The 25,973-nt window shown below is 72.2% G+C and carries 20 protein-coding genes; 10 read left to right on the top strand and 10 right to left on the bottom strand.

Going from position 1 to position 25,973, the window contains the following annotated elements:
* Positions 1–42: 42 nt before the first annotated feature.
* Positions 43–978 (bottom strand): SDR family oxidoreductase, encoded by a 936-nt coding sequence (locus WME79_RS35695; protein ID WP_437524179.1) that lies wholly within the window; start codon positions 976–978, stop codon positions 43–45.
* Positions 975–1,838 (bottom strand): lysophospholipid acyltransferase family protein, encoded by an 864-nt coding sequence (locus tag WME79_RS35690; RefSeq protein ID WP_437524176.1) that lies wholly within the window; start codon positions 1,836–1,838, stop codon positions 975–977. The genes WME79_RS35695 and WME79_RS35690 overlap by 4 nt, the downstream gene beginning before the upstream one ends.
* A gap of 402 nt (positions 1,839–2,240) precedes the next feature.
* On the opposite strand from WME79_RS35690, the gene WME79_RS35685 reads away from it, so the two are divergent.
* Positions 2,241–2,711 carry a GNAT family N-acetyltransferase gene (locus WME79_RS35685; RefSeq protein ID WP_437540004.1) on the top strand — a complete coding sequence of 157 codons (471 nt, stop codon included), beginning with the start codon at positions 2,241–2,243 and terminating at the stop codon, positions 2,709–2,711.
* Here the strand turns inward: WME79_RS35685 and WME79_RS35680 are convergent.
* The 3 genes from WME79_RS35680 to WME79_RS35670 form a co-directional block, all read right to left on the bottom strand.
* Positions 2,678–2,998, bottom strand: a complete 321-nt coding sequence (locus WME79_RS35680; protein WP_437524174.1) for a hypothetical protein — start codon at positions 2,996–2,998, stop codon at positions 2,678–2,680. The two genes, WME79_RS35685 and WME79_RS35680, sit on opposite strands and share 34 nt — an antisense overlap.
* A gap of 377 nt (positions 2,999–3,375) precedes the next feature.
* A complete protein-coding gene (locus WME79_RS35675; RefSeq protein WP_437524171.1) occupies positions 3,376–5,151 on the bottom strand; it encodes a protein kinase domain-containing protein in 1,776 nt (591 codons plus the stop codon).
* Between the two features lie 209 nt (positions 5,152–5,360).
* Complete coding sequence (locus WME79_RS35670) at positions 5,361–7,253, bottom strand: radical SAM protein (protein WP_437524168.1); 1,893 nt, start codon at positions 7,251–7,253, stop codon at positions 5,361–5,363.
* Positions 7,254–7,406: 153 nt separating this feature from the next.
* Between WME79_RS35670 and WME79_RS35665 the strand changes: the two genes are divergently transcribed.
* The 4 genes from WME79_RS35665 (at position 7,407) to WME79_RS35650 (ending at position 11,651) form a co-directional block, all read left to right on the top strand.
* A complete protein-coding gene (locus tag WME79_RS35665) occupies positions 7,407–9,617 on the top strand; it encodes a HEAT repeat domain-containing protein (RefSeq protein WP_437524166.1) in 2,211 nt (736 codons plus the stop codon).
* Entirely contained in the window at positions 9,614–9,976 is a 363-nt protein-coding gene (xseB, locus tag WME79_RS35660; RefSeq protein ID WP_437524163.1) for an exodeoxyribonuclease VII small subunit, read from the top strand. The genes WME79_RS35665 and xseB overlap by 4 nt, the downstream gene beginning before the upstream one ends.
* Before the next feature lie 16 nt (positions 9,977–9,992).
* Positions 9,993–10,721, top strand: coding sequence for a competence/damage-inducible protein A (locus WME79_RS35655; RefSeq protein WP_437524160.1), 729 nt, complete (start codon positions 9,993–9,995; stop codon positions 10,719–10,721).
* Positions 10,722–10,871: 150 nt separating this feature from the next.
* Positions 10,872–11,651 (top strand): JAB domain-containing protein, encoded by a 780-nt coding sequence (locus WME79_RS35650; RefSeq protein ID WP_437524157.1) that lies wholly within the window; start codon positions 10,872–10,874, stop codon positions 11,649–11,651.
* Here WME79_RS35650 and WME79_RS35645 read toward each other — a convergent pair.
* Positions 11,648–12,844 carry a tetratricopeptide repeat protein gene (locus tag WME79_RS35645; protein ID WP_437524155.1) on the bottom strand — a complete coding sequence of 399 codons (1,197 nt, stop codon included), beginning with the start codon at positions 12,842–12,844 and terminating at the stop codon, positions 11,648–11,650. The two genes, WME79_RS35650 and WME79_RS35645, sit on opposite strands and share 4 nt — an antisense overlap.
* 74 nt (positions 12,845–12,918) lie before the next feature.
* Positions 12,919–13,656: a hypothetical protein gene (locus tag WME79_RS35640; protein WP_437524152.1), complete on the bottom strand. Its 738-nt coding sequence runs from the start codon at positions 13,654–13,656 to the stop codon at positions 12,919–12,921.
* Between the two features lie 274 nt (positions 13,657–13,930).
* Between WME79_RS35640 and WME79_RS35635 the strand changes: the two genes are divergently transcribed.
* The 4 genes from WME79_RS35635 to WME79_RS35620 all read left to right on the top strand — a co-directional run bounded on the left by WME79_RS35635 (position 13,931) and on the right by WME79_RS35620 (position 19,538).
* Positions 13,931–15,268, top strand: coding sequence for a Stp1/IreP family PP2C-type Ser/Thr phosphatase (locus WME79_RS35635; protein ID WP_437524150.1), 1,338 nt, complete (start codon positions 13,931–13,933; stop codon positions 15,266–15,268).
* Between the two features lie 171 nt (positions 15,269–15,439).
* A complete protein-coding gene (locus WME79_RS35630; RefSeq protein ID WP_437524148.1) occupies positions 15,440–17,020 on the top strand; it encodes a hypothetical protein in 1,581 nt (526 codons plus the stop codon).
* Positions 17,021–17,298: 278 nt separating this feature from the next.
* Entirely contained in the window at positions 17,299–18,588 is a 1,290-nt protein-coding gene (locus WME79_RS35625; protein WP_437524146.1) for a hypothetical protein, read from the top strand.
* A gap of 5 nt (positions 18,589–18,593) precedes the next feature.
* Positions 18,594–19,538, top strand: coding sequence for an RluA family pseudouridine synthase (locus WME79_RS35620; RefSeq protein ID WP_437524143.1), 945 nt, complete (start codon positions 18,594–18,596; stop codon positions 19,536–19,538).
* Positions 19,539–19,650: 112 nt separating this feature from the next.
* On the opposite strand, the gene WME79_RS35615 is transcribed toward WME79_RS35620, so the two are convergent.
* Entirely contained in the window at positions 19,651–20,559 is a 909-nt protein-coding gene (locus tag WME79_RS35615; protein ID WP_437524141.1) for a M23 family metallopeptidase, read from the bottom strand.
* Between the two features lie 207 nt (positions 20,560–20,766).
* Here WME79_RS35615 and WME79_RS35610 point away from each other — a divergent pair, with 207 nt between their 5' ends.
* Complete coding sequence (locus tag WME79_RS35610; RefSeq protein ID WP_437524138.1) at positions 20,767–22,107, top strand: LA_2272 family surface repeat-containing protein; 1,341 nt, start codon at positions 20,767–20,769, stop codon at positions 22,105–22,107.
* Here WME79_RS35610 and WME79_RS35605 read toward each other — a convergent pair.
* Both WME79_RS35605 and WME79_RS35600 read right to left on the bottom strand, forming a co-directional pair.
* Positions 22,046–24,346, bottom strand: a complete 2,301-nt coding sequence (locus WME79_RS35605; RefSeq protein WP_437524135.1) for a CapA family protein — start codon at positions 24,344–24,346, stop codon at positions 22,046–22,048. The genes WME79_RS35610 and WME79_RS35605 overlap by 62 nt on opposite strands.
* Before the next feature lie 440 nt (positions 24,347–24,786).
* Positions 24,787–25,848, bottom strand: a complete 1,062-nt coding sequence (locus tag WME79_RS35600) for an HPP family protein (RefSeq protein WP_437524133.1) — start codon at positions 25,846–25,848, stop codon at positions 24,787–24,789.
* Between the last annotated feature and the right edge of the window lie 125 nt (positions 25,849–25,973).

Genomic DNA, 25,973 nt, shown 5'->3' with positions numbered 1-25,973 from the left:
ATGAGCCCGTATCACACGAATCTGCACCCCGCTATCCTCGGATCAGGGGCGGCTCGCCGGGACCGGGTGGGCGTCGCGGTACTCGCGGATGGCCTGGGCTTCGTCGATGGCGTGCTTGAACCCGGTCGCGGCGCGGAACGCGGCCCCGTCCACGACGACGGGGTACTTGACGTGGGTCAGCGCCGCGCGCGGGAGCTTCGGCAGGCCGAAGCGGCCGAGCGCGTTGCGCAGCACGAACTCGGGGAGGGGCACCGCCACCCGGCCCGCCGCCCGGATGATGAGCGACAGGGGCACAGGCTGCGGGCCAGAGACGTTGTAGACGCCGCGGATGCGCTTCTCGAGGGCGAGGCAGATGGCGGTCACGACGTCCTGCTCGTGCATGAACTGGAACAGCGGGTCGAACCCGAGCACATACGGGACGTGGGGGCCGCGGAGGAAGCTCGCCAGCGTGCCGTGGCCTGTCGGGCCGAGCGTGTAGCACATGCGGAGAACGGTCGTGCAGAGCTCGGGAGCGCGCCAGAGCGCCGTGCAGGCATAGAGATCGGCCGCGACGAGGTCGGCGAGCTCGGGGAAGGTGGACACCGCCATCGGAGGATCCTCCTCCGTGTGGTAGAGCGGCGACTCCGGGCCGGCGCCGTAGTAGGTGTGTCGGCCGACGAAGATCACGTGCTCGACCCCGCAGGCGCGGCTGTTGTCGAAGACGACGCGCGTGCCGCCGAGGTTGATCCGATACCGCTCCTCCGTCTGCTCCACGAGGTGCGTCACGGTCGCCATGTGGATGACGGCCTGGGGCCGGGTCTTGCGGAACACGTCCTCGGCGGCGCGCTTCTGCAGATCCACGTTGTGCATCTCGATGCCGGCCGGGGCGGTCGGCCATGGCCGCCGATCGATGCCGATCACCTCGTGCCCCTCCTCGAGGAGGCGCGTCGCGACCATGCGGCCCAGCTGGCCGGTGATCCCTGGGATGAGGACCCTCATGCGTGCTCCTTTGATGAGGCGGGCCTGGGCGGCGTGGCGCCGCGCCAGTCCAGCGCCAGCTTCCCGCGGCGCCGCTTTCGCCCGGCCTCGATGAGCTCGGCGATCCTGGCCTTCACCTGCTCGACGTAGCCCAGGATCACCTCGTCTTCTTCGGCGCCGGTCCCGGCGAACGTCATCGGCTCGCCGTACGTGATCTCCAGCTGGACCGGCAGCGGCGCCGGGATGAGGTACGGGGTGATCGGGATGTAGGGCACGCCGAACAGCCGGCCGATCGTGTACGAGTTGGCGATGGTGGGCACCGCCTCGCCGCCGCCGACGAAGCCGCAGGGGATGACGGGCGTCCTCGTCTTCATCGCGAGCCGGACGAACCCCGACCCGAAGTGCACGAGCGAGTTGCGCTCGCTGTAGAGCTTGGCGGTGCCGCGCGCCCCCTCGGGGAACACCATGAGCAGCCGCTCGTCCTCGAGGAGGCGGCTCGCGTGCTCGGGGAGGCCGGTGAACTGCCCTGTGCGGCTCGACCAGAGCGAGGTGAAGGGGAGGCGATTGATGAATTTCTCCGCCATCCCCTCGGCCAGACGCGGAGGATCCATCGCGAAGAACATCGACGCGACCACCATCGCCCCGTCGATGGCGACTCCCCCGCAGTGATTGCCGACGAGCATCGCCCGCCCGCGCGCGGGGACGTTCTCCAGGCCCGTCACGCCCACCGAGAAGTAATGATGATAGAAGAAGTCCAGGAGGGAGAAGAAGAGACCCAGGTGCTTCTGGGAGATGCCGTAAGGATCGACCCCGAAGCTGTTGAAAGGGATCTCCAGCCGCTGGACGCGCTGGGCAATCGAGTCGCTGACGAGCAGTGTCAAGGGTCACCCTCCGGGAGGCTTCGGCGCCCGGAGGGTATGCGCGATCGGGCGAGGAGCACAACCTCCGCCAACCGGCGCAAGAGGCAGCCGGCGCGGCGGAGCCATGGACCACGCGCCGGGCGCCGGGCGCGCTCGTCGAGGATCACTTCTCGAAACATAACGCGCCGCGGCGACGCCTTCGCGACGGGTGGTTGCCGGCCGCGCGCTCGTCGCTGGATCGAGGCGCCGCGCGTCGTGCGCGTCGTGCGCGTCGTGCGCGTCGTGCGCGTCGTGCGCGTCGTCATTGAGCAGCCGTGCTCCCCGCGGTATGGGGTCGGCCATGTCGATCCAATGCCGCGATTCCGCGCTTTCCGGCTGTACGGCCGGAGAACGTCCCTGCGACGCCCGCCGGGTGGTCGCCTCGTGACAGCGCTCGTGATCCGCCGGGCGGCGCCCACCGACGCCGCGCTGATCGCAGCGAACAACCGGGCCATGGCGCTCGAGACGGAGGGCAAGGTGCTGGATGCCGCCACCACCCTCCGTGGCGCCGCCGCGCTGATCGCGGATGCCGCCAAAGGGTTCTATCTGGTGGCCGAGCACGCGTCCGAGATGGCCGGGCAGCTGATGGTCACCTATGAATGGAGTGACTGGAGAAACGGTACTTTCTGGTGGATCCAGTCCGTCTATGTGACCCCCGCGCAGCGGCGCAGCGGGGTCTTCCGGGCGCTGTATCAGCGAGTCCACGAGATGGCGGCGGACGCGGGGGACGTATGCGGCATCCGCCTGTACGTGGAGACCGCGAACGTGCGAGCGCAGTCGACGTATGTCGCGCTCGGAATGCGGCGTTCGCACTACGAGCTCTACGAGCTCGATTTGGCCTTCGGCTCGTCCTGAGGCGTCCGGCTCTCCTGGTTCGAACCAGGGGGGACGACCGCGGCCATCGACGGCCAGGAGCCCTTGACGAGGGCTCGCATCGCGGCCGTCTTCAGCGCCACCTCCCCGGGATCGAGGAAGACGCCGAGGGCCTGGCGGATGTGAGGGAGCGAGCGGATGAGATCGGCTGGCGTCATCGCTTCGGGCGGTGACACATCGCTCCGCTCGCAGGCCTCCTGGATGATCTTTCTGGCGAACGCGGGTGCGAGGCCACAGCACTCGACGACCTGCTCGAAAAGCGAGCGCATGAGCTGGTTCCCCCCGGGGTAACGTCCGACGCGCGGCGCATCTTTCACTTGGGCGAGCACATACCCCCCTACGACAAGAATAGCCTACCTCCCATATCGCGCTCGTGAGGCGGCCACTGACGTTCTGCTGTTTTCCGTGAGCATGTAGGCGACGCCGTGCGTTCAATGTGCGATAGCGCGACCTGACGTCGCGCTATCGGCGCCGAGGTCGCGGGTGCCCTCCGTCGTCGAGGTGTTGGACGTGTCTCCATGGTCGGAGTGTTGGACGAGGTGGCGAAAAGGATCATGGCTGGGCCCGGGGGGCGCGCTGGATCCATGCGCAGGTACCGTCTTGGGCTATCTCCGCCGTGACGTCGTGCGTCACTGCCCCGTGTGCGTCACAGGCCTGATGGCTTGAAGGGCGTCCGGGAGGTCGTCCGCGGAGCGCTCCGCTTCGGCTCTGGCGCCTTTGGCGGGGTCTTTGGCGCCGTGCTCCGAACGGTCGATGAGCGGGTGGCCGGTTTTGGCGTCGGGGCCGTGGATCCGCTGGTCGTGCGCGTGTCGGGCCGGCTCGTCCTGGGCTTGACGGCCGTGGGCGGGGTCGCTCTGGAGCTCGGCCGCGGAGCGGGGTTCGTCGCACGGCTGGCGGTGGGGGCAGGGACCTGTGCGGGCCTCCCGGGCGCGGAGCCCGGGGCGGCGCTGCCGGGAATCACGCCCTGAGCGGAGCTGTCGGGAACAGCGCCCTGAGCGGAGCCGCTGGGGACCGGGGGCCCGGCCGGTTCGCCGGGATGCCCGGGTGCTGCCGCCTGGACCGGCCCGCTGGCCGCCGCGGCCGCGGGGAAGAAGGACGAGATCCGGGAGACAGAGGCGCTCTCCGCCGTGAAACCAGCGGCGGGCTCGCGCTGGCCGACGGCGAGAAAGGCGCCCGCCCCGACCGCGAGCGCGACCGCGCAGGCGCTGGCGAGCACGCGGCGGCGCACGATGTGGTGCCGGCCGCGGGAGACAGCCTCGGAGACGACGGCGCCCAGCCCCGGCGCGCTGCCCTCGGCGCCCGAGTTGTCCTGCGCCGCCTCGACGCTCCGCTGGGTCAGGGGAGCGCGCTGGCTCAGGGGCAGACGATCGCTCAACGGCGAGCGCGGGCTCAGGGGCAGAGGATCGCTCAACGGAGAGCGCTGGCTCAGCGGCGATCGCACCGACCTGGGCGCCGACGCGGGACCGCCCCGCGCGCTGACCGGCGCGGTGAGGCTCTCCGGCGGCCCGCGCAAACCGACCTCCTTGATGAGCGCCTCCACCGCCCGGGGCGACGACACCGCGAGGCCCGGCGTCTGCGTGGCTGCGTCCTCCAGCGCCTCGGCGAACGCCGCGGCGCTCGGGAAGCGGTCGTCGGGGTCGGTGCGCAGCGCGCGCAGGCAGATCTGGTCGATCGAGGCCGGCACCGACGGGACCACCCCGCGCGGACCCGTGGGCGCGCCCTGGAGGATCTGCGCGAGCAGCGCGCCGTCGTTGTCGGCCTTGAACAGGCGCTCCTCCGTGAGCATCTCCCAGAGCACCACGCCGGCCGAGTACACGTCGCTGCGACGGTCGACGTTCGCGGCCCGGATCTGCTCGGGCGCCATGTAGGCGAGCTTGCCCTTGAGCGCGTTGCCGCGCGTTGACATGAGCCTCGTCTCGGCGCGGGCCACGCCGAAGTCGGTGATGCGCGCGATGCCGTCGACGCCGACGAGCACGTTCTGCGGCGAGACGTCGCGGTGCACGAGGTTGAGCGGCTCGCCCTCGCCCCCCGTGAGCTCGTGCGCGGCGTGGAGACCCGCGAGCACGTCGAGGAAGATGCGGAGCGCGATCCCGAGCGGGACGGGCCGCTTCGCCCGCGCGCACGTGCGGAGCAAGTTGTGCAGCGACGGCCCCTCGATGTACTCCATGACGAGGAACAGCGGGTCCTCGACGAGATCGAACGTCGCGACGACATTGGGGTGGCGGACCCGCGCCGCGAGGCGCGCCTCGTCGAGGAACATCGCGACGAACTCGGGCTCCGCCGCGATGTGCGGGTGCATCATCTTCAGGGCGACGAGGCGCTCGAACCCGCCGGCGCCCACGGCCCGCCCGAGATACACCGTCGCCATGCCGCCTGACGCGATGGCGCGCAAGCTCTCATAGCGGCCCGCGTGCAAGGTCACGTGACCAGACTACACCATGCGTGGTGCGTTCTCCACGACTCCCGCGCCGCTCACGCGAGCCTCCTCCCACACGGCCGCGAGGAGAACCGGATTCTGTGTCGATGTGAGGTGCCCTGCGACCGATCGCTGAGCCCAGCGGCTCACGTGACCTGTCTCTCGGCGATCCGGGGCCGTGCTGCCCGCGCGCGGCGTGGGAGGAGGAGGCGCGATCAGCTCACGATCGGCAGCCGCCTGGTCGCCCGCCGCGAGCGCGCGCCGCCCTGCTCGCGCTCGCGCAAGGCAAGGTCGTGCTCGATGATCGTTAGGGGGTTGTCGTAGGCCGGTAAAGGAAGATCCTGATTCTTCGCATAGACAGGGTGCCTACCGTGCTTCTTGTACCACTCGGCCACCGTGGCGTTGGCCTTCATCTTCTCGAGGATATTCCGCCATCCAGCCCCGGTGTTGTACGCACAGAAGCTGATCTCGCCGAGCTGTGTTCCGTACGGAATGATGCACATCTCGGTGCGGCGGAAGTCGTAATTGAACAGGTCCTGGAACCACATGCCCGCGACGAACAGGACCCGCCACTCGTAGTCGCGGGCGTCGCCCTCGCCGGCGTGCGCGGCGCCGGTCTGGCTCATGAACTGCTTCACGAGCGTCGAGAGGTGGAAGCCGGGAGGCGCCTTCTCCGGTTGGTAATGGCGCAGCAGCGCGGCGACGACCTGCGCCTTCGTGAGGGCGCGGCCGCGCCCCGCGTCGAAGATCCCGCGCAGGTCGGAGAGCAGCCCTTCGACATCGATGAAGTCGAGCAGCGGGACCATCTGCTTCGTCTTCTTGTGGACGAACAGCACGGTCCCGATCCCGCAGTTCGGGTGGCAACCGCAGTTGATTTGCCCCCAGTCCTTGTCGGGGCCGTCGAGGAGGTCGGTCACGTTGCCGAAGGGGCTGAGCGCCGACAGGGGGAACCAGTCGCGTAGCGGGTCGGTCACGCCGGTCTGCCGGGCGATGTCGTGCGCGAGGTGGCTCAGCGTATAGCGCTGCTTCTCGCGCAGCTCGTCGGAGATGTCCTCGTCGCGGCCGGTGAAGCTGACCGGCTGGAAGCTGACGACCGTGACCTTGTCGGCGTTCTGGACCGCAAAGTCGATGATGGGCCCCACCTGATCGTTGTTGACCCCGTTGACGATCGTCACGACCAGGATGACGTCGATCCCGGCGGCCGAGAGCTCCTCGATCGCCCGCAGCTTCACGTCGTAGAGGTTCCCGATCTTCCGGTGGCCGTTCGCGGCGTTCGTGACCCCGTCGAACTGCAGGTACGCCATCCGGAGGCCCGCTTCCTTGGCCTTCCTGGCGAAGCCCGGCTCGTCCGCGAAGCGGATCCCGTTCGTCGCGCACTGCACCGCGAAGTACCCCTTCTCGCGCGCGTACCGGATCGCGTCGAGGAAGTGCGGGCTCAGCGTCGGCTCGCCGCCGGAGAACTGGATCGACATCTGGCGTCGCGGGCGCACCGCCGCTGCGTCATCCAGGATCCGCGTGATCTCCTCCCAGGAGAGCTCATGCACGTAGCCGACCTGATTGGCATCCATGAAGCACGGGTCGCACATCATGTTGCAGCGGTTCGTCAGGTCGACCGTGAGCACCGCGCCGCGACCGTAACGGATGGAGCTCGAGCCGTGGTTGTGGATCTTATCCTTCGTCATCTCGACGTCGCGGCCGCCGAAGAGGCGCTCGATCCGGGCCAGGAACGCCGGGTCGATCGAGATCGTATCCGAGAAGAAGCCATGCTTCGGGCACGTCTTCTCCATGACCACGCGCCCTTCGCGGGCGACGATGCTGGCGCGGATCTCCCCGGGCTTGTCCGTGATGAGCTTGGTCCAATCCGCCCTGCCACTCAGGATCTCGGCGCGCGCCTCCTTGACGCAGCGCGGGCACAGGCTGTCCGTCTCGCGAGGCCAGCCGAGCGGGGGCTTCGTGCGCTCGCCGCCCCGCGGGATCGGCTTGTCGCTCCACTTCGGGTGAAACGGCCTGGGCTCGCCGCCGAGGCGGCTCAGTCGCTGCAAGACCGGCCACGCCTTGCCGGCGGAGACCGTGATGGCCTTTTCCAGTGTCCGTACCAGGTCGATCAAGCGTCACCTCTCTCACAGCCGCATTTCGCTGCTGCACGGTAGGTCGACCTAGCGCGTGCTTCCATCAAATTCCAGGCTGTCACGCGGCGCTGACACGGCTTGGCCTGGGGCGTGACAGCGGGGCGTCGATCGCGGGATAGTGCGGCGCAGCGAATGCGATTCCTCCCTGGAACCCCCCGCGCCCTGGGCCTCGCCGCAGCGCTCGTGGCCACCGCGATGGCGGGCCCGGCGGCGCCTCAGCCGGTCGCGCGGACCGCCCGGGCGCCGCAGGCCGCGGAGGAAGGCGGCAAGGCGTCCGCGGGGGCCGAGGCCGGCGCGACGCCGCTGCGCGGCAGCCTCGGCGTGCCCGTCGGCGAGCGGCTGCTCTCGTCGAGCGACCCGGCGGCGCGGCTCCGCGGGATCGAGCGCCTCGGGGCGATCGGCACCGAGGAGGCGGTGAGCGCGCTGCTCGCCGCGCTCGATCAGCACGGCGCCCCGGGGGCGCGCGATCCCAGGACGCGCCTCGCGGCGGTGCGGGCGCTCGCGCCGCACGCGCAGCGCGACAGCGTGCGCCAGCTCCTCGCGCGCGAGCTCTCGGAGAGCGCGCCCGCGCGCGGCGCCGCCTCGCCGCTCGGAGAGGTGCTGCGCGGCACCGCCGCCCTCGCGCTTGCGCGCACCGGCGAGCGGCGCGCGCTCGGCGTGCTCGTGAACGCGATCGTGCAGGGTGGGGCCGCGGGCGAGGCCGCCGCGCGCGCGATCAAGGCGCACCCGCCCGCGTCGCTCCAGCTCCTGCTCGGCAGCCGCAAGCGGCTCGAGCCGGCGCTCGCGAGCTTCCTCGGCGATCTCGGCGATCTCCGGGCGATCGCGGCGCTCCGGCCGATGCTCGAGGGCGGCGACAGGGCGGCGCAGGTGGCCGCGGCGCGCGCCCTCGCGCGGCTCGGCGACGAGGCGGCGATGGCGAAGGCCCGCGCGTGGCTCCGCAAGCCAGAGCCGGGGCTCTTCGAGCCGACCGCGGAGATCCTCGTCTACCTCGGCGCGCCGGAGGCGCCGGACGCCGTGGCCGCGCTGCTCGGATCCGAGCTCGGGCGGCTCGAGGGGCTCAGGCTGGCCGAGCTGGCGCCGACGGAGCGGCTCGTGCCGGCGCTCGCGCGCGCTCTCCCGGTGCTCCCCGACGACGCGCGGCCCCGCGTGGTCGCGGCGATCGGCCGCGCGGGCGGCGCGGAGGCGGCTCGGCAGCTGCGCCGGCTCCTGAACGAGCGCCCCGAGCTCGCGACGGCGGTCGCGTTCGCGCTGGCGACGATGCCGGGGGCCGAGGCGCGGGCCGCGGTCGCGGAGCTCTTCGATGGCCCGCGCGCCGCGAAGGACGCGGACCTCCGCAGGCTCGGCCTGCGCGCCGGGGTGGTCCGCGGGCTCGTGCTGCGCGACGCGCCCGAGGCGCTCGAGAAGCGGCTGCTCGCCGCGCTCGCCGCGCCGAAAGGGTCGAGCGATCGCGCCGTCGGGGTGTTCGGCGCTGTGGCGCTCGGCCTCCGCGACGCGGTCGATGTCGTCGGCGCCTGCTCCCCGTCCTCCTGCGATCGCGCGGCGGTCCACGCGGCGGCGCGCGGCGCGCTCGCTCGGGGCGAGCGCGCCCTCGCCGCCCTCGCGCCGCTCTTCGCGGCGCTTGCGTCGCCGCCCGGCGCCGCGAGCGCCGCGAAGAGCGGCGACGCAGCGCCCGACGCGGCGGCGATCTCCGCCGGCGTCGCGCTGCTCGCGGAGCCCGGGGGCGGGGCGATCGCGACCTCGCGGCTCGCGGCGCTCGCGGAGGCGGGCGGACCGCTGTCGCCGCTCGCCGCCCGCGCGCTCGCGACCCGCGACGACGAGGTGGTCCGCGGCAGGATCGAGCGGCTGATCGAGGGGAGCGATCCCGTCGTGCGCGCGCATGTCGCGCTCGGCCTCGGGAGCGACCCGATGCCCGACAGCGTCTCGCTTCTCGCCCGCGCGTACCGCTTCGAGGACGACCCCGCGGTGCGCCGCGCGATCGTCCGAGGCCTGTCCCGGCGCACCGAGGTGCAGCGCAGGCGCGTCCTCGTCGCGGCGCGGGATCTCGATCCTGACGAAGGGGTGCGCGCGCTCGCGCGGGCCGCCCTCTCCGGCGCTGATGCGCGGGCGCTCGATCTGCCGCGCTCCGCGCTGGCGACGGGCGTCGTGTGGGTGGCCATCGTCCCGAACGACCGGAGCGCGTCCGGGAGCGCTTCCTCGCGTCCAGCACGGCTCGTCCGGCCGGATGGGCTGGCGGTCCCCGTCGTGGCCGATCCCGACGGCGTGCTCCTCGTGCCGGCGGTGCCGCCCGGCGCGAGCGCCGTCCTGCTTGCGCCGGCCACACCCCCGGGGGACGCTGGCTCATGACGACGATGAGCAACGCGACGGACGAGGGCGGCGCGGGCGTGGAATCACGCGCCGAGTCATGCGCCGAATCGAGCGCAGAGCCCCGCGCCGCCGGGGCGCCGGCGAAGGCCGAGGCCGACCGCGCTCCGCGGAGCGGCGATGCGATGTCGTTCGAGGAGTCGACGCGCCGCCTCGCGAAGATCGTCGCGGAGCTCGAGGGCGGCGACCTGCCGCTCGAGCGCGCGCTCTCGCTCTTCGAAGAGGGCATCCGCCTCTCGCGGTCGGCGCAGGAGCGCCTCGATCGCGCGGAGAAGCGCGTCGAAGAGCTGCTCGGGATGGACGCCGACGGGCGCCCGGTGACGCGCGAGTTCGAGAGCTGAGCGGAAGAAGGGTGACATGAGGACCGCAGCGGCGCTGATCATCGGCAACGAGCTGCTCAGCGGGAAGATCGCTGACGAGAACCTGTTCGTGCTCGCGGGCACCCTGCGCGCGCTCGGCGTCAGGCTGGAGCGGGCGGTCATGGTGCTCGATGAGCTCGAGGTGATCGCCGCCGAGGTGCGGGCGCTCGCGGCGTCGCACGACTGGGTCTTCACGAGCGGCGGCGTGGGCCCGACGCACGACGACCTGACGATCGCGGGCGTCGCGCGCGCGTTCGGCGTGCCGGTGGTCAGCGCGCCCAACATCGAGAGCCTCCTGCGCGATTACTACGGTGATCGGCTCACCGAGGGGCACCTGCTCATGGCCCGCATCCCGGAGGGCGCGCGGCTCGTGACCGGCGGCAGCGCCGCGTGGCCCGGCGTGGTGATGCGCAACGTGTGGATGCTGCCCGGCGTGCCGCAGATCTTCCGTGCGAAGCAGGCGCTCATCCAGGCAGAGCTCTCCGGCGGGGCGCCGTTCGTCTCGCTCGCGGTGTTCACGACCCTCGACGAGGGGCAGCTCAAGCCCATGCTCGACCGCGTGGTCGAGGCCCACCGCGACGTCGACATCGGCTCCTATCCGAGGTGGTCCGGCGTCGAGTACCGCACGAAGCTCACGTTCGACGGCCTCGTCGAGGCGAGGGTGCGCGCGGCGCGCGATGCGTTCGCCGAGAGCCTCCCCGCGGAGACGATCGTCCGCGTCGAGTGACGCGCGCGCGTCTCCGTTCGCGCTCCGGGCGAGGGCGCGAGGCCCTGGCGGCCGCCACCCTCCGCCGCCGCTCCGCCGCCTCGCCGGCGCGCGCGCCCCCGCGGCGCCCCGGGCCGGCAGGCGGGCCCGCCGCGTGCTTGTCGCTCGCGCATGACCCCGTGGAAGCGCGCCGCCCTGCTGTCCGATCACCTCCCCGAGACGTGCACTGACGACCCCTCGGCGCTGGCCGCCTTCGTCGGCCCGCGAGAGCGAGCGCTCGAGGAGGGGATCTGGTCGCTCGGCGACGCTGACCTGCTCGCGATCGTGCTCGGCACAGGGCTGGTCGGCACCCCCGTGACGCTCGTCTCCGCCGCGCTCCTCACGCGCTTCGCCGGGCTGGAGGGGCTCGCGCGGCTCGGCCCGCATGCGCTCGCCGAGCACCCCGGCCTCGGGCTCGCGAAGGCGCTCCGGATCGCGGCGTCGCTCGAGCTCGGGCGGCGCGCCTTCGAGCGCGCGGTGCGCCCGCGGCCTCCGGTGCGCACCTCGGCCTCGATCGCGGCGTGGTGCGCGGCGCAGCTCGGCCCGCTCGATCACGAGCAGATGTGGGTGATCTCGCTCGACGGCCGCAACGGGATGAGGGGAGCGCGCAGGGTCTCGCAGGGCGGGCTCCACGGGTGCTCCGTCACGGCCAGGGACATCCTGCGCGCCGCGCTCTCGGACGCGGCCTCGGCGCTCGTGCTTGTGCACAACCACCCGAGCGGCGACTCGGCGCCGTCGCCCGAGGACGTGGCCATGACCAACGCGGTCGCCGCCGCCGGCGAGGTGATCGGCGTGCCGCTCGTCGACCATGTCATCCTCGCGCCGGACGGGCACTACTCCTCGCTGCTCGATCTCGGGATGATCGCGCCCGGCGACGCGCCGCGCGGCGCCGCCCCGCCGAGCCGAGGCTAGGCGCGCTGGCCGACCAGGAGGCCGTGCCGCTCTCCGCCGGGCGCCCCTCCGGTGCCTGGCACGCTCGCGAACCGCAGCGTCGCGCCGCCCCAGTCGACCGACGGGCTCCCCTTCAGCAGCGAGGTATAGAGCGCGCTCGCCTGCGTCATCGGGCAGCCGATCGCCTCGCGCACGAGCGTGAGCGACGCGCCCGTCGCGTAGCTGACCGGCGCCTGCCGGCCGTCCTCGCCGATCACCGTGACCTTGAAGACGTCGTCCTCGGCGCGCGCAGCGCGGTCCGGATCGGTCAGCGCGAGGTGCAGCGCCTCGATCGCGCCGCTCCCGGGGCCGCTGCTCGGGTCGAGGGTCACGTGGAGCTCGAGGAGCGGCGCCGTGTAGCGGACGATCTGCCGCGCCGCCGCTCCCTCTGCCGTCGCGGGCGCCGCGCGCGCCTCGCGGCGCCTGAGCTGCGCCTCCATGACGAGCGCCGACCGCACGAGCTCCCGCTCCGTCTTGCCGAGCAGCCGGCGCGCGCGCATCTCGGCGAGCGCGCGCTGCAGCACCTCGCGGTTCCTCGCCGCCTGCTCGTGGCTCCGCTCGCGCGCGAGCAGCGCCTCGAGCTCGCCCAGCGCTCGCTCGTGCTCCCCGATCGACGCGAGCGCGTCCGCGAGCGTGAGCCGGGCGTCGGCGAACGAGGGCGCGCGCCTCACCGCCTCGCGGTAGGCCGCGATGGCCGGCGCGATCTCCCGCCGCGCCTCGTGCGCGAGCCCGAGCGCGAAGGCCGCCCGCGCGTCCTCCGGCGCCGCCTCGCACGCGCGCGCGAGCCAGCGAGCCGCCTCGTCGTAGAGGCGCAGATCGTAGAGCACGACCCCGAGCTCGCGCAGCGCCCGCGGATCGGGCGGCTCGATCGCCGCGCCCCGCCGGAGCTCCGCGGCCGCCTCGTCGAGCCGGCCGAGGCGGACCAGGGCGCGGGCGTAGGCGAGGCGCGCCTCGATCTCCTCCTCCCCTCCGTTGCGCTCCACCGCGCGCGCGAGCGCCCTCGCCGCGTCCGCCCAGCGCTCTTCCGCCGCGTATGCGGCCCCGAGCGCGAGCCACGCCCCTGCGTCGTCCGGCGCGCCCGCGACGTGCCCTTCGAGCCCGGCGATCCCGCCCGCCATGTCTCCGCGGCTCAGCAGATCGAGCGCGCGCGCTCGCTGCGCTCCGGACGACGTCATGGCGGCAGCGTACGCCGGCGCGGCGGCGCGGGTCGAGCGCCCGAGCGGGCAGGGCCTCGCCCGCGCCTTCGGCGTCAGTAGCCCCGCGGGAGATCGCCCGCCAGGCACGAGACGGTGTTCGGCGCCCCGCGCGACGACCACTTGGCGCCGGTCGGCACCCCGCCGTCGAAGCGCACGCCCTCCTGGGGATCCCACGACGGCGTCTCGCCCGGGCGCAGGGAGTGCGTCCCGCTCTGGTAGAACGCGATGATGTACGTGTGCCCCGCGACGCGGCAGCCGAGCCGCCTCGCGAGCGCCTGCGCGAAGGACCGGCCGGTGTGGCCGAAGGCGCTGCAGCAGCGGAGCCACACGACGGCGTCTGGCCCCGCGAGCTCGGCCCTCAGGGCGTCGAGCGCCTCATCAAGCGGCGAGCCGGGCCGGAGCGCGGCCTCGTCGAGCCGCGTCGCGCCCATGCGCATGTACCCCCAGCCGCCGTGCCCCCATGCTTGAAGCGACGCGATCTTCCGGCCGCGATCCCGCGCCGCGCGCGCCGCCCAGCCGAGCGCCTCGGTCCAGCTCGCGGCGGACTGCCACGCGTCGGCCGCGCCCGTCATGCGGTGCAGCAGCGCACCGGCGCGCCAGATCGGCGTGAGCCCGATCGTCGCGCCCACGGCCTCGCCCACGACCTCGAGGTCCTCGGTCTCGGCGGAACCGGCGGAGCCGGCCGCAGCTGGGTGCGCGCGCGCCGCCGCGTCATCGCGCCGCCTCGCGCCGTTCGGCCGCCGCGCGCTACCCCAACCGACGTCGGTGTTATCGAAGAGGACGAGCCGCATACAACCCCCCATTCTACGTGCTCCGAATGTACCGCCGCTCGCAACCGCGGCCACGCGGTCGATTCCCCACCCGCCCCCCGAGCGTCTCCCGACGCCGCTCCTCCTCGCGCCGCGCCGCGCCGCACGCGCCGTACGCCAGCGGGCACGCCCCGGGCGCGGCGAGGGCGCGATGGACGGGTGGAGGTCGTCCGTCGACGTCCTCCACCGTCTAGTTTGCGGTGGGCGCAATCGGTAGTGATTTCCTCCCGCGCCCTCGGTTAGCCTGCCCGAACCGATGGGCCTGTCCGAAAACATCAGGTTTTATGCGGCGACCGATGTCGGCCGCATGCGGGACCACAACGAGGACAACTACCTCGTCGACAAGAAGCTCGCGCTCTTCGTGGTCGCTGACGGGATGGGCGGGCACGCCGCGGGCGAGGTCGCGAGCGCCCTCGCCGTCCGCATCATCCACGAGGAGCTGAAGAAGGAGCGGGACCTCATCGAGAACCAGGCGCGCAGCAACGTGCGGCGCGCCGCGATGAAGGAGGTCCTCAGCCTGCTCGAGCACGCCGTCCAGCGCGCGTGCGCCCGGATCCACGAGGAGGCGAAGGCCGACACGACGAAGCGCGGCATGGGCACGACGCTCTCCGCGCTCCTCATCGCCGGCTCGCACGGCTACATCGCGCACGTCGGCGACAGCCGCATCTACCTCCTCCGCGAGGGCCGCATCCAGCAGGTCACCGAGGACCACACCGTCTACAACGAGCTCATCAAGCGCGGGAAGCTCACGCGCGATCAGATCGAGAAGGTCGCGCAGAAGAACGCGATCACCCGCGCCGTCGGCGTGTACGAGCGCGTCGAGGTCGACACGCTCACGATCGAGGTGCTCCCGGGCGACCAGTTCCTCCTCGCGTCGGACGGGCTCCACGGGTACATCGCGCACACCGCGGAGCTCGAGCCGTTCTTCGAGGAGGAGAACGGCGAGGTCGCCGCGAACGGCCTCATCGATCTCGCGAACAGGAAGGGCGGCAAGGACAACATCACCGCGATCCTCGTCCGGCTCGGCCAGGGCGACCACCGCGACAGCGTCCGCGCCCGGCTGCTCGCGCTGAAGCGCGACGTGCTCGCGAAGATGCCGCTCTTCGCGCGCCTGCAGGAGCGCGAGATGCTCCGGGTCATGCAGGTCGCCGAGGTGCTCTCGTTCGAGCCCGACCAGATCGTGGTGCGCGAGGGCGATCGCGGCGACGAGCTCTTCATCGTGCTCTCGGGCCTCGTCCGGATCATCCGCGGCGAATCGGTGCTGAGCGAGGTCGGCCCGGGCGAGCACTTCGGCGAGATGGCCCTCATCCGCAGCATGCCGCGCTCGGCCACCGTCTCGGCCGTGGAGCAGAGCGAGCTCATCGCCGTCCGGCGCGCCGATTTCTTCGAGATCCTCCGCAAGGAGCACGAGCTCGCCGTGAAGCTGCTCTGGCAGTTCCTGGGGGTGCTCGCCGATCGGCTCGATCAGACGTCGCGCGACCTGAGCACCGCCCGCGAGGAGCTCGCGGCGGAGGACATCACGAGCGAGATCTTCCCCGACAGCGAGGAGGGGAAGAGCCCGTTCGCCCCCGAGGAGCGCTCCTCGGCGCGCTGAACGGCGCCCCCGCGGCCGCGGCCGCGCGGAACGGAGCGGAACGGAGCAGAACGGAGCGGATTGCCGCGGCGTGAGCGGCGGGGGCGCGACCGCGCGAGCCGGGCGAGCGATTCGCGGATTGACACCCTCCTGCCCCGGCCGGTAGCGTCCGTCCGACGGATAACCATGAGCATGCACGGCAGAAGGTACTGCGAAGGCCATCTCGCTCGCGTCGCCATCAATGTGGCTGGGGGCTCGGCGTTCGCGTCGCTCGCGGTCGCTGCGGCGGCTCTCCTCGCCGCGTCCCCCGCGGCCGCCGACGAGCCGCGGAGCGCCACCGAGCCGCGGCTCATGATGGAGAACGGCGAGATCACGAGCGTCGTCGACGCCTTCGACGACGGCGACACCTTTGATCTGAACTTCAGCTTCGGCTTCGAGTACGCGTCGAAGAGCGCGAAGATCCGGCGCGAGACGAGCATCGCCGGGCCGGGGCTGTCGTCGGGCGGCTACACGTCGAACCTGCTCAACGTGGCGACCTACAACGAGGCGACCTCGAAGCTCAACCTGCGCCTCGACGTCGGCCTCTACCGGGACCTGGCGCTCTACCTCAGGATGCCGCTCATCCTGAACCACGCGCGCGAGCTCACCGATCTCAACGGCAGCGCCGGGGCGGAGGCGCAGGCGGTCGCGCTCGCGGGGGCCCCCGGGGAGCAGCTGTTCCAGATGCCCTTCACGTCGCCGAACCGGAGCGGCATCGAGTACCTCGCGGTCGGCCTCGACGTGAACATCATGAACCAGGCGCGCGACCGGACGAAGCCGACCTGGCTGTTCGGGGTCGAGGGGCGCTTCCCTGTGAGCGAGCCGATGCACGCCTGCACCGAGGCGCCGAAGAGCGGCCAGGTGAAGTGCGCCGATCCGACGGACGTCAACCGGAACAACAGCAGCGACAGCGAGTTCGAGGGGGAGGGGATCGCGCAGCGCGACCCCGGCGTGTCGCGCGGCACCATCGGCCTCGAGGTCCACACGTACCTGTCGAAGCGGATCAAGTACGTCGAGCCGTACGGCGGGTTCAAGGCGCTGTTCGAGTTCCAGCAGGAGTCCGCCGACTACGGCCTCACCGACCTGAAGACGTCGCTGGTGAACCACCCGCCGCTCGTCGGCAGCGTGATGCTCGGCGTGATGATCGTCCCCTGGGAGAACCGCGAGAAGTACACAGGGCTCACGCTCGATCTGCGCTTCACCGGCGAGTACCACTCCGAGGGGCGCGACTACTCGGAGCTGTTCGACGCGCTCGGCTCGAGCGACGCGAGCTCGCTGCGCCAGCCGCAGTGGGCGGCGTTCCGCGACAACGACGCGTACGACCCGGACCTGTGCAGGACCGGCGATGCGAGGGCCTGCTCGCCGTCGATCGTCGACGAGGGCTCGCAGCGGACGTACTTCACGGGGCTCAGCGACGTCCAGCCGTATGGCTCGTACCGCGCCTCGGCGAGCGTGACGTGGCGGGCGGCCGAGCTCGTGAAGTTCCAGATCGGCGCGGGCTTCCGCCACGACGGCGGGCACGGCATCGGCGGCGACCAGCCGTGCAACTCCCAGTACAAGGACAGCCTCGGGGCGGCAGGGCCTTGCCGCCGCCAGGACGCGGACGGGCGCCTCACCGTCACCGGCAGCCCGAACCCCAACTACCGCCCGACCATCAACGCGGTCGGCCGCCGCTTCTACATCAACGACAGCAACACGTTCGACCTCTTCGCGAGCGGCACGTTCATGTTCTGATCGACGCCCCGGGCGGCGTGGCCACCGCGGCGAGCGCCACCGGCGGCCGAAGCAGCAACCCCATGATCGACCCCTGGCACCTCCGCGGTGGCGCGGGCGCCCTGGCGCTCGCCGCGGCGCTCGCCGCGGCGCTGCCAGCGTCGGCTCAGCCTGAAGACGCGGCATGGCCCGCGCCGACTCAGCCTGTAGACGCGGCATCACCCGCGCGCTCCGGAGGACACGAGCGACCGCCGCACGCAGCGCGGTCGCCGCGACCCGATCGGCCGTCGAGATCGGCCGTGGTGCTCGCGACCGCGGTCGCGCCCGAGGCCGAGGAGCGCGCCGCGCCGCTGGCCAGCGCGCTCGACGCGCTCCTGTCGGACACGGCGCAGGACCTCGGCCTCTCGGTGGATCTGGCGGGCCGCGTCGCCTCGCGATCGCGCCCCGACGAGGCCGAGCTCATCGAGCGCGCGCGCTCCAGCGACAAGCTCTTCATCGCGCCGAGCCTCGAGCTGCTCGGCGACGAGGTGGAGCTCAGGCTCTCCGTCGCGTCCGGCGGATCGAGGTCGCTGAGGGTGCGGGTCGAGCGCGTCGCGCGGGACGACCTCGCGGTGCGCGCCGCGGTGATGCTCCGCGACCTCCTGGCCGAGCTCGACGTCGGCGCCGCCGCGGCCCCTGCGTCGGCCGAGGCGCCGTGCCCCGAGCGGTGCCGCGGGCGCCTCGCCACGCCGGCGCGCAGCGTGGGGAAGGCGACGCTCGCGGCCAACGCGACGCTCTACGGAGGCCTCGTGGGCTTCTCGATCCAGCGATCGAGCGGCTCGGACGATCCGCGCCTGCTCTATCCGCTCCTCGCGGTCGGCGCCGGCATCGGGCTCGGCGGCGCGATCATCATCGCGGAGGAGTGGGACGTCGGCGTGGCCGACGCGTGGTACCTCGGGTCCGGCACGTGGTGGCCGACGATCGCGGGGCACCTGATCTACCAGGGCCGCTTCGCGCAGCACGCCGAGGATCCAGCCCAGGAGCGCTGGGCGTCCGGGCTGATCGGCGGGACCGCCGGGATCACGCTGGCGGCGCTCGGGCTCTCGCTGGGCCGCATGTCCGAGGGCGGCGCGCTGATGGCGCAGTCGGGCGGCGGGCTGGGGCTCATGCTGGGCGGGCTTGTCGAGTGGGCGGGGCGGGGCGACGTGCAGCGGACGCCGATCGCTGGGATGGGCTACGGCGCGGCGCTCGGCTGGCTGGCGGCGGCCGCGGCGGCCACGCAGCTCGACGTCATGCCGTCGGAGGTCCTGGCGATCGACGTGGGCGCGATGCTCGGCGGGCTGGGCGCCGCCGCGCTGGCCAGCCCGCTTGTGTTCGAGTCCCCCACCGAGGCGCAGCAGCGGGCCTGGGTCGGCGCCACGGCCGCGGGCTTTCTGCTCGGGGCGGGCATCGCGTGGCGCGTGACCCGCCCTGCCGCGGCCGGCGCCCGCAGCGCGGGCCCCTCGTGGAACCGGTTCGGCCTGCCCATGTTGGGAGTGATAGGAGAGAGCGTGGTCGGGAGCCGGCGAGCGCCCGCGCTCGGCCTCGGGTGGCAGGGGGCGATTCCGTAGGAGCTATGAAGATCACGATCACCGAGCTGGATGCAGGGACGCGCCTCGACAAGCTGCTCGTGCAGCTTCTCCCCGGGCTGGGGCGTGCGGGCGCGAAGCGGCTGTTCTCCGAGGGGCGCGTGCGCGTGCTCGGCGTGGGGAAGAGCGGCGCTGGCAGGCGCGCGTCGAAGGGCGACGTTGCGGCGGCCGGCGAGGTGCTGGAGGTCGACGTGGAGCCGACGGAGGCCTCCGGCGCGGCGACGCCGGATCCTTCCGCGCCGCTCGACGTGGTGCTCGAGCGCGACGACCTGGTGGTGGTGAACAAGCCCGCCGGGGTGCCGACGGCGCCGCTCCATCCGGGCGAGCGCGGGACGGTCGCGAACGCGCTCGTGGCGCGGTACCCCGAGATGGCGGGCATCGGCTTCTCTCCGCGGGAGCCCGGGCTGTGCCACCGGCTGGACACGGACACGAGCGGCCTCGTGCTCGCGGCGCGCACGGCCGCGGCGTTCGCGGCGCTCGGCGCCGGGCTGAAGGAGGGGCGGCTCGACAAGCGCTACCTGCTGATCTGCCAGATCGGCGATCTTCCCGAGATGGGCTCGATCGAGGTGCCGCTCGCGCCGCACCCGAAGGACAAGAAGCGGGTCTACCCGTGCATCCACCCGCGCGACGTGGCGCGATACGCCCCGAGGCCAGCCGCGACGATGTACAAGCGCGTGCGGCAGGTGGGGCTCTGGGAGCTCGTCGAGGCGCGGGCGCCGCGGGCGCTGCGTCACCAGATCCGGGCGCACTTCGCGTCGGTGGGGCACCCGCTGGCGGGCGACGTGCTCTACGGCGGACCCGCGGTGGAGGGGCTGAGCCGCCACGCGCTGCACGCGCACTACATCGGGTGGGGCGGCAGCGACGCGGTGCCTGCGTTCGTGGTGACGTCGCCGCTGCCCGCGGACATGGCGGCGCTGGTCGGCGAGGCCTGAGCCGCGCGCTGCGCCGCGGGCCCACCCTGGCACCGCGGTGTCTCAGGGCGCGCTCGCTTCTCGGCGGTGCGAGGCGCGCCACGCGCGCGCCTCGGTCGAGCGCCGCGTCGCCTCAGGGCGCGCTCGCCTCGACGACATGGCCGTCCACGTCGCGCGCCCGCGCCGTGATCTGGAGGTCGTCGGCCGACGCCGTCCCGCCGAGGTCGCTGAAGCCGAACGCGATCACGTACGCCGAGGACTGCGCGTTGAACTTCGCCGGCTCGATCCGGATGCCTCCGAGGCTCTGTTCGTCGATGGTCGCGGCGTCTCCCTCCGCTGTATATTTACGGTTCCACTCCTCGTAGTTGAACACGCGCTCCTCGATGACCTCCCCGGTCGACCGGCTGGACGTCGCGACCGCGAGCTCGACGAGGCCTGGGGAGATGCCTGGGAGGGTGGCCTCGACCTCGACCGAGACGCTCGACGTGGAGTCCTCGTCGGTGCGGCGCACGGAGAGCGCCGGGGGCAGCCCGCCCGGCGTCGGGAGGAAGCGGAGCGGGTGCACGCAGTACACCTTCTCGTGCCCTCCCTCGCGGATCTCGAAGTGCAGGTGGGGGAACAGGCTGCTCGCGGCGAGTCCGGTATAGCCGATGTGCTGACCGCGCCCGACCTGATCGCCGGTCTCGACGAGCGGCATCGTCAGGTGGATATAGGTGCTGTAGAGGCACGCGGCCGGCGGATCGCAGTGCTCGATCTGCACCACGACGTCCTCGAAATCCTGGTAGCGGCCTGCGCGTATCACCTTTCCGTCGGCGACCGCGTACACCGGGGTGCCCATGACGGTGGGGATATCGATGCCGCGGTGGAAGTCGTAGACGCCATCGCGCGAGGTCTGCAGGCGGGGACCGAAGCTCGACGACATCGGCTGGATCTCGTCCGTCCCCCCGATCGGCCACACGAGGTCTGGGCCTTCAGGCTCCGAGCCGCAGCCGGCGACGATCGCGGAGAGGGCCAGCACGGGCGCGAGAGACGATGGCTTCATGGTGGCGAGTCCGTGGCGCGCGGGCGCAGCGCAGGTGGTGAGTTCCACGGCGCAGCGCCGCCCCATCAGGGTATCGAAGCAGCGCGCGGAAGTCGAGGTCAGGGGTGCTGTGATTCTTCGCCTGCGGAGCAGCCTTTCGGCGCTGCACGCGTGTACGATGGTGCGATGTCGCCGCGCGCGCGCCGAGCGAGGTGTCCTCTCCAGGCCGTGCCGATCCTCGCGGCCTGCGCGGTCGCTCCGGCCGTGCTGGCGCCGCGCAGCGCTTCCGCGCAGCAGCTGGCGGATGCGGCGCCCGGGGCCGCCCCGCCCCGGTCTGCCTGGCCGAGCGACCCGTCCGGCGCCGGCGGCGCGGACGGGGAGCCGGCGCGCCGCGGCCCGGAGACGCCCTATTTCCCCGTCAACCTGTCGCTCATTTTCCCGCTGAGCACCAACGCCACGGCGCCCGATCTCGCCACCCACCTCGATCTCGCGCTCCTGCTCGGGCGCGTCGGGTTCGTGGATGGCGCCCAGCTCGGCCTGTTCTCGTGGACGTCGGGGGATCTGCGCGGGCTTCAGCTCGGCGTCGCGAGCGTCGTCTCGGGGCGCGCCGAGGGGGTGCAGCTCGCGGGGGGCTTCGCCTTCGCGGACGCCCCGCTCGCGGGGGTGCAGCTCGCGGGGCTCTTCGGCTGGGCGAGCACGACGGTCACCGGCGCGCAGATCGCCGGCGTTGCCAACCAGACGTACGCCGACGTCGACGGCCTGCAGGCGGCCGGCGCCGTCAATGTCGCTCGCGGGCAGGTGACGGGCGTGCAGGCAGCCGCAGTCAACATCGGCCGCGTCGATGGGCTCCAGATCGGCGCCATCAACGTCTCGCAGGAGCAGCGCGGGCTCCAGATCGGCATCATCAACGTGGCCCGCAAGATCGACGGCCTCCAGATCGGCGTCATCAACGTGACCGACAACCTCAAGGGGGAGTCGCTCGGCCTCATCCCGCTGCCGCGCGAGGGGGGGATCCGGCTCGCGCTCTGGGGGAGCACCGGCCTGCACGGCAACGTCGGCCTCAAGTTCTCGAGCCGGTATGCCTATACGATCCTGAGCTTCGGGCTCCACAGCGAGACGCGCGCGCCGAACGTTGACGACGGGCGCGCGGCGGAGCGCGAGCCCCTGTACGCCGTGGGCCTCGCGATGGGCTCGCGCCTGCCGCTCGATGTCGAGGACCTCTCGCTGAGCGCCGACGTCGGCGCCTACCACCGCGGCCCGTTCCAGGGGGATCTCCCCGGGCGAAACGAGGTGCTGAAGGCGCGCGTCTCGGCCTCGTACGCGCTGGCGGAGCGCCTCTCGCCGTTCGTCTGCGCCGGCGCCTACCTGACGTTGCGGGGGGAGGGCGCGCTCGACGTCGGCGGCGGGCCCGAGCTCTGCCTCGGCGTCGAGCTCGGCCTGCTCGACGCCGCTCGGCGTGTTCGCGCCCCCGCCGCGCCCGCTGCCCTCGCGGGCCGCGGCGGCGCGCTCAGGGCGTCGCCGGGGCCAGCGCGTACGACCGGTGCGTCATCGTCACGCCGAGGCTCGTGAGCGCCGGATCCGTGGCGGTGCAACGCACGAAGCTCCAGTCGTTCGGCGTGGCGAACGCGAACCCGAGGGAGCTGTCGGCGACGGTGCCCTCCCACTCGATGAGCGACACGTCGTCGAGGAACGAGGTGGCCTCGCCGCTCGCCGGCACACCCGCCCTGAAATAGAACCGGACGGAGCCCGCGTTCGACGGCGGGGTCAGGTCGACGGTGAACGGCTGCCAGCCATAGGTGCCAGCCGCGCGCGTGAACACGATGCTGTTCGACACGCTGGTCCCGCCGCTCGTGTACCAGTAGACCTGCACACGCATCGGGCCCGCGTTGTTTCCCTTCATGTAGCCGGTCAGGGTCAACTTGCGGCCAGGCTCGAACTTGACGCGGTTGTTCATGTAGGTCGAGGCCTCGGTTGTGTTGCTCGACTTGCGCAGGAACACCATCGCGCCGGTCCCGCCGTGGACGACGCTGTTCTCGACGTAGCGGAATTCGCTCATCGACCACATCGAGCCTTCGTGGGAGGTGTCGTCGACGTCGCCGTCCTCGAAGTCGCCGTAGAGCATGATCTCCCGGCCGTAATCGCAGCTCGCGGCGGCCGTCGTCCGGACGGCGGCGAGCGAGTCCGCCGGGTTCGAGCGCAGGTGCGCGAGGGGGGCTGTGCGGCGGCTCGTGAGCGGCACGCTCCGCGTCTCGACGGCATCGCTCGTCGTGTACTGCGAGGGGCTGCTCGCCGCGGCGGCCCGCGGGCCGCTCGTGAACACGACCGCCCCGGTGATGCCGTCCGCCGCCTCGCCGGGCGCGGGCGCAGCCGGCAGCGTCGTGGAGAGGTGACCGATGTGGCGGATTGCCCGGCCGAGCCAGGCGCCGCCCACGAGCTTCGGGACGTAGTCCTCGTTCTGGAACGGGATGAGCTGCACGCGGTGCACCGCGCGGTTACCGCTCGCGTCCTCGTCGATGTCGATGGCGGCGAGGTACGACTGGTACGTCTCGAAGACGTCCTGATCGAAGACCATGTTGCCGAGCGACATGAAGATATAGCGGGGGCCCGCGCCGGCGTTGTACAGGCCGATGCCGTGGATCGTGTGCGGGTGGTGCGCCACGACCATGCCGGCGCCCTTTTGCACGAGCTGGGTGAACCGCCGCCGCATGCCGGACGACGGATAGTCGCTGTACTCGATGCCTCCGTGCAGCACCGGGATGGCGAAGCGCCCGACCGCGTCCTCTGCCATGAAGTCGCTGATCTCCGTGAGGCCGAGCTCGAGCGCGCCGGCCTTGGGAGGAGGCCCGTCCGAGGCGGTGAGCGTGTACTCCGGGAGCGTCGTCCCGTCGTTGACGATCTGGTTGAACCCCTGGAAGGCCACGTCGACGCCGCGAAGCGTCCGGTAGAGCACGGTGCCCTTCGCCATCGTCTCGTCGAGCCCTGCGCCGAACCAGTCGAGGCCGGCGCTCGGGACGGCGGTGAGCGTATCGGCGACGCCTGCCCCCAGGTAATCGAACATGTGGTTGTTGCCGAGGCTCACGGCGTCGACGCCGGAGAGCGCGAGCGCCCTGACGGTCTCGGGGTAGGAGAAGAACGTGAACGACTTGTAAGGGTGAGGCGTCTGCGGGTTGGCCGTGACGGGGCTCTCCAGGTTGACCTGGGTGTAGTCGGCCGACGACAGGACGTCGCGCAGGAAGGTGAGGATCGCGCTCGCGTCGGCTTGCCGTGTCGCGGGGCGGATCATGTCGCCCTCCTCGCCCTCGATGCCGTCTTCGTCGCTGTCGATGAAGCGCCGACCGAACATCGTGTCGCCGCCGACGAGGATCCGGGCGCGGCCCGCGCGCTGCTCGGTCAGCACGACGCGGCCGACCCCGGCAGCCGCCTCGGCGAGCGGCAGGTGCAGATCGGCAGGGATGATCTCGCTGGTGTACCCGTCGACCTCGACGCGCAGCAGGACCGAGCGCCGCGCGAGCGCCGCCAGCGTGAACGCGCCCGCGCCGTCGGTGAACGCGAGCTCGCCGTGGTTGACCGCGCCGCTCCCCCAGCCGATGGCCGTCACCTCCGCCCCCGCGATCGGCGACCCCGCCTCGTCGACGACGACGCCGGTCACGTCGATGGGGGCCGCCGCGTAGGTCGCGTCGTACGCGGCCTCCGTGGCGTCGAACTGGTACGCCGCCAACGCGTCGCCCGCGGCGAGCCAGGCGCAGGCCGCAGCGCACACGGACAGCGGCGTGGATGTGATGACGCGGACAATGGGTCTTTCTGCCATGTTCGCTCCCGATCGGTTGGGGCCTGTTCGAGGACGGATGACCTCAACAAGCGTCATGGGTGCCAGAGCTCCTTCAGGGCCGGGTCGACACCTGCAACGTGCAAATGTGCCGTGTGACCAAACTCCGAGGTGACCAAGGCCGACGATGGGGTCGCGAGCGTCGACTGGCCGCTCAGTCCTCGCTGGAGAGGCCGCGAGAGCGCCGACCCATGCACGATTCGATCCGTTTCAGCGATGGCGTTGGAGACAAAGACGATTATCTCGAGACTATCATGCTTCGATCATCGCTCGCTATACGCTCGAGTGGAGCAGCTGGCGATTTGTCGTTTTATCGCCTTGTCGGTGTAGCAGGGTGTTCCTGCGCGTGAAGGCGTGTGTATGGATGGTGCGCTATGGCGATGCGCGCCTGTGTCGCATAGGGGCGTACTGCCCAGGGCGCGCTACCCGACCAGCGCCGAGCCCTTGGCGAGCTGCGCGCGGCCGATCACGGCCAGGAGATCGGTTTGGGTCACGATGCCGCGCAGGCGCATCTTGGCGTCGACGATCAGCGCTTCGTGCACGCGCCCGCGGGAGAGGAGCTGGAAGAGCTCGTTGATCGGCGTGTCCTCGCCGGCGGTCTCGAAGTAGATGGACGGCAAGTCGCGCACGGTGGCCTCGGGCATGGCAGACGCGATCGAGACGTCGATCGCGCCGTGCACGACGCCTCGCTCGTCGACCACTGGCAAGACGCGCAGTGCGCGCTCGCGGAGGCGGCGGAGCGCGAGCGCGCTCGGATCGTCGGGGTGAATCGTGACCAGATCGCGCGACATGATCTCGCCGCAGGTGACGCCGCCGCGCAGGCGCCGGTGCGCCTCCTCTTCGACGTGCCGGACGAGGGCGATCAGATCTTCGCGCTCGACGTCGAGCGGCGTGCCGAGGCGCTCGAGGGCGGCGTCGATGTCGCTCGGCGAAAAGCCGACGCGGAGCTCGGGTGGGGCATCGGCGGTGCCGTGGGGCGAGGCCGGCAAGGTCACGACGTGCGGGTAGCTGCGGCGCACCAGGTTGTTGAACACAAGCCCGGCTGCCACGAGCAGCAGGGAGTTGATGGCGACCGGCACGAGCGCGAAGTGATAGCCCAGGCTCGTCACGGCCGGGCCGCCGATGACCGCCGTGAGCGCCACCGCGCCCGCGGGCGGGTGCAAGCACCGGAGCAGGCTCGTGACGGCGATGGTGACCGCGACCGCGACGGCGCCGGCGCACAGCGGATCGGGGATGACGCGAGCCGCCGTGACCCCGATGACGGCCGCCAGCACGTTGCCGCCGAGCACGGACCAGGGCTGGGCGAGCGGGCTCGCGGGGACCCCGAACACGAGCACGGTCGAAGCGCCGATCGGCGCTATCAGGAGCGGAGCGTGCGCGGTCGGGCCAAGGCAAGCGTGCATCACGAACCCGGTGGCCAGCAGCCCGAGCAAGCCCCCGACAGCAGCGTAGATCCGCTCGCTGACGAGCAGCGGCGTGCGCATGGGCTGGAACCGCGTAAGAAAGCTCGAGCTCGCAACTCCAAAGCTCATCGCGCGGCCATATATCGAGATGTTCGCGCGCTGTCTACGAATGCTTACGAACGCTTATGACCGCTGACGAGGGGCTC

It is taken from the genome of Sorangium sp. So ce726 (genome assembly GCF_051521405.1).
In the GTDB taxonomy this organism is placed as follows: domain Bacteria; phylum Myxococcota_A; class Polyangia; order Polyangiales; family Polyangiaceae; genus Sorangium.
This window is presented reverse-complemented; position numbering and strand designations above follow the sequence as displayed.